The sequence below is a fragment of the Gluconacetobacter entanii genome (assembly GCF_013155425.1).
GTDB classification, from domain to species: Bacteria; Pseudomonadota; Alphaproteobacteria; order Acetobacterales; family Acetobacteraceae; genus Novacetimonas; species Novacetimonas entanii.
The window spans coordinates 79,315-87,240 of sequence record NZ_JABJWD010000034.1; the positions used below are offsets into that span (position 1 = coordinate 79,315).

At 63.9% G+C, this 7,926-nt stretch carries 6 protein-coding genes; 2 read left to right on the forward strand and 4 right to left on the reverse strand.

Annotated features, from left to right (window positions below; genetic code table 11):
* Nucleotides 1-10: 10 nt before the first annotated feature.
* The 3 genes from HNH97_RS06635 to HNH97_RS06645 form a co-directional block, all read right to left on the reverse strand.
* A complete protein-coding gene (locus HNH97_RS06635) occupies nt 11-796 on the reverse strand; it encodes an ABC transporter ATP-binding protein (protein ID WP_171790358.1) in 786 nt (261 codons plus the stop codon).
* Nucleotides 793-1,800, reverse strand: coding sequence for a FecCD family ABC transporter permease (locus tag HNH97_RS06640; RefSeq protein ID WP_244949344.1), 1,008 nt, complete (start codon nt 1,798-1,800; stop codon nt 793-795). The genes HNH97_RS06635 and HNH97_RS06640 overlap by 4 nt, the downstream gene beginning before the upstream one ends.
* 81 nt (nt 1,801-1,881) lie before the next feature.
* Nucleotides 1,882-2,985 (reverse strand): ABC transporter substrate-binding protein, encoded by a 1,104-nt coding sequence (locus HNH97_RS06645; protein ID WP_227744435.1) that lies wholly within the window; start codon nt 2,983-2,985, stop codon nt 1,882-1,884.
* 322 nt (nt 2,986-3,307) lie between these two features.
* Between HNH97_RS06645 and HNH97_RS06650 the strand changes: the two genes are divergently transcribed.
* A complete protein-coding gene (locus HNH97_RS06650; protein WP_171790361.1) occupies nt 3,308-4,666 on the forward strand; it encodes an NCS2 family permease in 1,359 nt (452 codons plus the stop codon).
* Between the two features lie 14 nt (nt 4,667-4,680).
* On the opposite strand, the gene HNH97_RS06655 is transcribed toward HNH97_RS06650, so the two are convergent.
* Entirely contained in the window at nt 4,681-5,292 is a 612-nt protein-coding gene (locus HNH97_RS06655; protein ID WP_171790362.1) for a TetR/AcrR family transcriptional regulator, read from the reverse strand.
* 310 nt (nt 5,293-5,602) lie between these two features.
* Between HNH97_RS06655 and HNH97_RS06660 the strand changes: the two genes are divergently transcribed.
* Nucleotides 5,603-7,816 (forward strand): beta-N-acetylhexosaminidase, encoded by a 2,214-nt coding sequence (locus HNH97_RS06660; RefSeq protein WP_233043603.1) that lies wholly within the window; start codon nt 5,603-5,605, stop codon nt 7,814-7,816.
* Nucleotides 7,817-7,926 lie beyond the last annotated feature (110 nt).

Consider the following 7,926-nt stretch of genomic DNA (forward strand, 5'->3'; position numbering starts at 1 on the left):
GGAAACGGGATCAGTCGAGGGTGCCATCCACCATGACGAAGGGCTCCCCGCGGGAGCAGGTTTCGACACGGGCATGGATGCCGTAGGTCTGTTGCAGCAGGTCGGGGGAGATGACCGTGCGGGCGGGGCCTGCGGCAATCAGGCGTCCGTCACGCATGATGATGGCGTCATCGGTCATGCGCACGGCGATGTTGAGGTCATGCAGCACGATCATCGTCACGATGCCCCGCGCCGCCGTCGTGCGCCGCACGATATCCATGACCGAAAACTGATGATGCAGGTCCAGCGCGCTGAGCGGTTCGTCAAGCAGCAGCGCCTCCGGCCGCCGTCCCAGCGCCTGCGCGAGGCCCACAAGCTGTCGCTGCCCGCCGGAGAGTTCATCCATGTAGCGCATCGCCAGGTCCTCGATCCCGAAGGTGGCGAGCGTCTCCAGGGTTTCATCAATCACGCCGGTTTCGGCCATGGCCTGCATGCCATTGACATGGCGCGCGGCGATCAGGGATTCCAGCACCTGCAGATGCACCGGCGCAGGCAACGCCTGTGGCAGGTAGACACAGTGGCGCGTGCGCTGCGCCAGTGGCATGCGCGACAGTTCCATGCCGTTGAGCGTGATGACGGCCGGTGAAGGCACGATCCCCGCCACCGCCCGCAGGAATGTTGACTTCCCGCTGCCGTTCGGACCCAGCAGCGCGCAGACGCGCCCGCAGGGAAACGGGGCGGGGTTGAGGTCATGCAGCACGGTGCGGCGACCGTAACTTACGCTGACATGCTGCGCGGACAGTCCACTTTCGCTCATGACAGGCCCTGCCGGCGCAGGACGATCGTCAGGAAAAACGGAATCCCCACCAGTGCCGTGACAATGCCGGTGGGGATGATGACGCCGGGAATGATGTTGCGCGCGGCAACCGATGACAGCGACATGATGAGGCAGCCGACAAGCATGCTGCCCGGCAGGTAGAAACGGTGGTCCTCCCCCAGCAGGCGACGCGCGATGTGGGGGGCGACCAGTCCGATGAAGCCGATCGTCCCGACAAAGGAGACCGCCAGCGCGGACAGGATGCTGATCCGCAGCAGCGCCGCACGCCGCACGCGCGGGATATCGACGCCCAGGCTTGCGGCGCGTTCTTCGCCCATGCGCAGGACCGTCAGGCGCCATGCCGCGCGGAACGACAGCGGCGCAATCAGCACGCACGCGGCGGCAAGGATGCCGATCTTGGGCCATGTCGCACGTGTCAGGCTGCCCATCGTCCAGAAGACGAGGTCCTGCAGCGCGTCTTCGCTGGCGATGAACTGCAGGAGGGAGACAAGGGCATGGAACATGAAGACCAGCGCGATGCCGAACAGGACGACCGTCCCCGTGCCCGACCCGCGCAGGCGGGAGACGAGGTCGAGCAGGAAGACCGACCCGATCGAGAACACGAAGGCATCGGTGGAGACGATCCACGTTTCCGGCACGCCGGGGATATGCCATTGCAGGATGATCGCAAGCGACGCCCCGAACGCCGCCGCCGCCGAAACGCCCAGCGTGAACGGACTGGCCAGCGGGTTGGCAAGGATGGTCTGCATCTCCGCCCCCGACAGGCCAAGGGCGGCCCCCACGCAGATCGCCATCAGGGCATAGGGCAGGCGGATCTGCCAGACGATCACGCTTTCACCCGCAGGGGCGTCATGGGGGTGCAGCAGGATATGCAACAGGCGCGCGGGCGACAGGCCCGACGGGCCCAGCGCGAAATCCAGCGTCACGGAACATGCGATCAGCCCCATGATGACCGCCATGACCAGCACGCGCCGCCGCAACATCGCGCGGTACAGGGCGTGGATGTCGCCTGTATCGAGACTGCGCCTGGTGATGGGGGTGGGGGAGATACTGCTCATGCGGCCTCAGGGCGTGATCCAGAATGTGCCCGTCTGCGGGACCGGAAGGAAACGGTCATAAAGTTCCTTCTGCGTCTTTGCGGGGTCGATATCCGCGAACAGGTCGGGATGGAACCACCTGGCCATCACCTCCACCGCAAGGATATTGTAAGGAGAGTCGTAGAAGGCATGCCACAGCCCATAGGCATGGCCGCCGGTCACGGCGCGCAGGGTGGAAATCCCCGGCCGGTCCTCCACCGCCCTGAGCGAGGAGCGGGCCAGTTCGGGGGAGACCTCCGCCCCCATGCGCAGTCCCGGTCCTGCCGCCTTCGGTCCCTTGGTGCCATCGGCGATATAGATGTCGGGGTTCGACGCGATCACCTTTTCCAGCGAGATGTCACCGATATATCCGGGCAGGAGGGGGGCTGCGATATTGTTGCCGCCCGCGGCCTCGATGAACGCGCCCATGTTGCCCTTGCCCGCCGTGTGGCAGCAGCTTTCACGCATTGCCGCCAGCATCTCGATAAAGACCCTGGGGCGGTGGTCCGCCGGGATTGTGGCAACGGTCCGGGTGATGCGATCAAGGTGCGACTGGTAGAAATCGATATATTCGCGCGCTTCGGCTTCGCGGTTCAGGACGGTGCCGAGGATACGCATCGACGGGATGGTATCATGCAGGGGATTGGCGCGGAAATCCACGAATACCACGGGGATGTGCGCGGCCTCCAGTTGGTTGACAAGCTCGCTTGACGCGCCGGGGCCGTGCCCGGAAACCGTCAGGATGGCAAGGTCGGGATGCAGGTCCAGCACCTTTTCGGGGCTGACGGTATCGGCCGTGGTCTTGCCGATCAGCGCGACCTTGGCCGCTGCAGGGAAACGGGCGACATACTGGTCATAACTCTGGGTATCGGCGCCACGGAATTCCCCCTGCCAGCCGACGATGCGGTCGAACAGGTGTGCGCGCTCCAGCGGGGCGAGCGCATAGACCAGGCGTCCTTCGCCAAGGATGATGCGGTGTACGTCCTGCGGGATTTCAACCGTGCGTCCCGCCATGTCCGTAATGGTGGCGCCGTGGGCCTGCGTGGCGCACAGGCCGCCGGTCAGCGAAATGGCCGCGAGGAGGGCCGTCATTACACGTCCGCACCGATGGAAAATTCGTTTCATGCCGGTTTTCCTGCCTTGCGTTGCCCCGCTGTCGCCATACGCACGATATGCACGGGGAATTCCTGAGCAGGGTGTGCTGATAATGATAATTGTTATCATTGTCAATTTTCGGCCGCCGCCATGACCGGATGCCCGGCGCGCCCAGCGCTGAGATTATCAGAACACGGTGTGCATATATCTGCATTCGACTTTGGCATGGGGGTGGTCTACTGAAATCCGTAATGCATGCCTCTGCACACCATATGCAGCCAGTGGGAAAAGGTCGGGCGACAATGAAGGAAATGGCGGCGTGAGGCAGGCGATACGTGGTGCGGGCGGGTGGCTCGACCGGTATTTCAGCATCTCGCGACGTGGTTCGACCCCGGGGCGGGAGGTCGTGGCCGGGGTGACCACCTTTGGCGCCGTGGCCTATATCATGGCGGTCAACCCGGCCATCCTGTCGATGGCGGGACTGGACCACCACGACATGATCATGACGACCATCGCCGCATCGGTATGCGGGACGCTGCTGATGGCGCTGATGGCCAACCTGCCGATCGCGCTGGCCCCGGCGATGAGCAGCAACATCATCTTCGCACAGGTCGTCGTGATGCATATGGGCATCAGTCCGGCCGTCGCCTTCGCCATGGTCTTCCTTGGCGGGATCGTCTTCGTGCTGCTGGCGCTGACGTCATGGCGGCAGAAGATCATCGACGGGTTTCCCGAACCTGTCGTCTGTGGCATCCGCTGCGCCATCGGGGCGTTCATCGTGCGGATCGGCATGACGACCAGCGGCCTGCTGGTGCCCTCCCACGATGGTTTCGCCTTTGGCCTGCTGCGCCAGCCTGCGGTTGACCTGGCGCTTGGCGGACTGGCGCTGGCGATGGTGCTGTCATACCTGCGGGTGCCTGCGGCGATGCTGCTGTCGATCGTCGTGACAAGCTGCGCGGGCCTGTTCGTGCATGGTCCTGATGGCAGGCTGCTGACACGCCTGCCCGCGCATGTCTCCGACTGGCCGCATTATCCGTATCACCTGCTGTTCGCGTTTGATTTCCATGGGTTTTTCGCGAACATCCTCGTCCTGTTTCCCGTTACGCTGTATTTTTTCCTCAGCGACTTCTTCGATGCGACGGGGACGATGATGGCCGTTACCCAGCGTGCAACGCAGGGCAGGGGCGGGCCGCCGCTGCCGCTGGGGCGTTCGGCCTTCTGCGCCGATGGGGCCGCCAGCGTGATCGGGGCCAGCCTCGGCACCAGTACGGTCTCGGCCTATCTGGAATCCCTTGTGGGGGTGGAGGCCGGGGGCAGGACGGGCCTGTGCGCCATGGTCGTTGCGGTGCTGTTCGCCGTGTCGTCGTTCTTCTGGCCGCTGATTACCGCCATTCCCGCGGTCGCCACCGGCCCGGTGCTGATTGTCGTGGGGGTGGGGATGCTGTCCACGCTGGCATCGCCACAGACGCACGCCCTTGATGACCTTGCCTCCCCCCTGCTGATGGTGGTGATCACCCTCATGACGGGGAATTTCATGCTGGCGCTGGCCTGTGGCCTGCTGCTGCACACCCTCCTGCTTCTGGGACGGCGGCAGTGGTGGCGGCTGACGCCCATGCTGGTGGGGCTGGATATCGTGTTCGTCGTCTTCCTGTGGCTTGAAAGCGGCATGCAGGGCTGAACGGACGCCGGGGTTCAGAAATCGTCCTCGCCCATGAAACCGTGGGCCAGCAGCAGGCGCGATGTCGCGTACCATGCCTCCCGCGCGGCATCGTGATTGTCGCACATCTCCGCCTGGACCATCGCCCCGTCGAGCAGCATGCACAGCGTGCGGCCCAGCGTCGTCGCGGTCTCGATCTCCATCCCGCCGGCCTGCAGAAGCTGGCTGAAGGCGCTGCACATGCTGTCCTTCTGCGCCTGGAGCAGTTGCGTGATCTCGTCATGCCGGCGGCGGTATTCGGCGGCGGCATGCATGAACATGCACCCGTGGAAATCATCGCTTCTGAACAGCGCGTCGTACCAGTCGAAAATCGCCCGGATCTTCGCCAGCGGCGTCTGCTGCTCATTGATCGCAAGCGCCAGTTCATCCTCGATCTGGTGGATGTGCGTGGCGATCGCCTCTGACACCAATGTGTCCTTGGTCGGGAAATGGCGAAAGACCGTGGCCTTGGTCACGCCGGCACGGACGCGGATCGCATCCACGCTCACGCTCTGGTAACCGACACGGTTGAACAGCCATCGTGCGGCGTGCAGGACCTTGGTGCGCTTTCCCTGCCGGGAGCCATCGGAATAAGCGGTGGTGGGCATGAATGGTTATGCCTCGTATCGATTTGTTGCATTGCCAATCTATCTTTATAAAGCATATCTCGCAGGTTGGTAGTTCATTTTGTGGTGTGGCGTGGATTTGTGATTGAATCCGCCGCGCCGTCCCGCGCGCATTTTGGGCGCGTGGCGTCCGTCCTGTGCAAAGAGCACGCAATTTCATGCGGATGGGACCAATTTATTTTACTTTCCGAACAAAATGGGGCGTGCCAGTAATGGATTATCGCACATGCCGCCAACCCGGTTTTTTGTGGAGCCGGCCCCCGGATTCCCAGAACGGAAAGATTTTTGCCTGATGCTTCCTATCCTGCACCGCTCCCGCCGTTTCCTGCATGCCGCCTGCAGTTCCATGGCGCTGCTTGCCTCGCTGTGCGCGCCCGCGCTGGCCGATACGTCGTCCGTTGCGCTGATGCCGCGCCCGCATTCCGTCACCCTGTCGGGGCAGGATGTCGCGGCCACGGGTGGGGTGCGTATCGAATGGGCGGGCAGGCCCACGCCGATGCTCCGCCGCGCGGCGGAGCGTTTTTCCGCCCGCTTCGCGATGCTTGCAGGCGCCCCGTCCGCTGGCGGCACGCCGCTTGTGCTGCGTATCTCCAGCAGGGTCGATCCTGCGTACCTGAGCGTGCATGAACGTGAACATTATACCCTGAACGTCACGGCGCAGAACGGGATCAGCCTCGATGCCGATGGCCCTGCCGGCGTGGTGCACGGGCTTGCGACGCTGCTGCAGCTTGTGGTCCAGACGCCGCAGGGGCCGGTCATCCACGAGGCCACGATCGACGATGCGCCGCGTTTCGCATGGCGTGGCGTGATGATCGACGTGTCGCGTCATTTCATGTCGGTGGAGACCATGAAGCGTCAGCTTGACGCCATGGAACTGACGAAACTCAATGTCCTGCACTGGCATCTGAGTGACGGGACCGGTTTCCGTGTCGAAAGCCTCCGCTTCCCCCGCCTGCATCAGGTTGGTGGCCATAACCAGTATTACACCCAGGCGCAGGTGCGTGACATCGTGGCCTATGCCGCCGATCGCGGTATCCGCATCGTGCCGGAATTCGATGTGCCGGGCCATACGCTGTCCATACTGGAGGCCTATCCCGAACTGGCGGCCCAGCATGTCCCCACGGCGGAGGAGCGGGAGTCCCCCTGTTCGATCACCATCAACACGGTCAAGACCAAGGCGATCTGCAACAAGGTCTATAACCTGAACAACGCCGCGTTCGATCCGACCAAGCCGCAGACACTGAAGTTCGCGACGGAACTCTATGCCGAAATGGGCCGCCTGTTCCCCGACCACTATTTCCATTCCGGCGGGGACGAGGTGGCGCCCAGGCAGTGGAACGAAAATCCCGCCATCGTCGCCTATATGAAGAAGCACGGCTATGCCGATGCCCCGGCGCTGCAGGCCGCGTTTACCGCGCAGGTGGAGCGTGCGCTGGCACGGCAGGGCAAGATCATGATGGGCTGGGATGAGGTCAGCGAGGCCCCGATCCCGCGCGATGTCGTGGTGGAGGCATGGCGTGGGTCGAAATGGATCGCGTCGGCCACACAGGCGGGGCATCCGGTGGTGGTGTCTTCGGGCTACTATCTCGACCTGCTGAATCCGTCGTCGGAGCATTACAAGGTCGATCCCTATGACCCCAAGGCGGTCGGCCTGTCGCCTGAGGAAGTCGCGCGTGCGCGGCCAAGGCAGGGACCGATGATCGACGCCTTCGCGCTCGACCCGAACGTGCAGCCTCTGACCGCCGCGCAGCAGAAACTGGTCCTTGGTGGTGAAGCCCCGCTGTGGAGTGAAATCGTTTCCGATGAGATGGTCGATGCGCGCCTGTGGCCGCGTTCGGCCGCGATTGCCGAACGGTTCTGGTCCGATGCCTCGGTGCGGGACGTGGCGGACATGGAAAAGCGCCTGCCCGTGATCCAGCATGAACTGGAGGCGACGGGCCTGCAGGCCAGCGCGCATGAAAACGCCATGATCGCGCGCCTGACGCCGGGCAATGTCGGCCCGCTGCAGGTGCTGACATCGGTGACAAGCCCCGTGCGCAATTACGCCATGAACAGGCTGGCATCGCACAGCGGCGACGCCATGCTGAACGCACCGGGCGCGATTGCCGCCCCGGACAGTTTCGAGGCCAACAGGTTCAATGACATGGCGGCGCGTTACGTCGCGGGGGAAAAGGACCTTGCCGTTCCGCTGCGGCAGATGCTGAAGCTGTACCTGGCCAATGATGCGGGATATGCCGCCGTTGCGACGACGCCGCTTTTGCAGGATGCGCGCCCTGTGTCGCAGCAACTGGCCGCCGTGGCGCGTGTCGGGCTGGAGGCGATCAGGAAGCATCGCAGCCATGGCCATCACTGGCACAAACGCGTCAACAGGCTGCTGGCCCAGCAGGACGCCACTTTCGCCGGGTGCGCGGATGCCGTTGCGTCCTATACGCATGACCAGCCCCCTTCGGGCCTGCTGATCGATATCCTGCCGGGCCTGCATGCGCTGGTGAACCACGCGCATTGATCCCTGTAATGCCGCGCCTATGAAAGGGCTGTTTTCATGAAGCTGACGCGCAGGGTGGTCATGGGGGGCGGGATCGCCCTGTGTGGGGGCGGATTTTCGGGCGTCCGGGG

What these genes read in the sequence shown, in the direction of transcription:
- HNH97_RS06635 (WP_171790358.1), bottom strand. Translation starts at nt 796, where the DNA reads ATGAGCGAAAGTGGACTGTCCGCGCAGCATGTCAGCGTAAGTTACGGT.
- HNH97_RS06640 (WP_244949344.1), bottom strand. Translation starts at nt 1,800, where the DNA reads ATGTTGCGGCGGCGCGTGCTGGTCATGGCGGTCATCATGGGGCTGATC.
- HNH97_RS06645 (WP_227744435.1), bottom strand. Translation starts at nt 2,985, where the DNA reads ATGACGGCCCTCCTCGCGGCCATTTCGCTGACCGGCGGCCTGTGCGCC.
- HNH97_RS06655 (WP_171790362.1), bottom strand. Translation starts at nt 5,292, where the DNA reads ATGCCCACCACCGCTTATTCCGATGGCTCCCGGCAGGGAAAGCGCACC.
- HNH97_RS06660 (WP_233043603.1), top strand. Translation starts at nt 5,603, where the DNA reads ATGCTTCCTATCCTGCACCGCTCCCGCCGTTTCCTGCATGCCGCCTGC.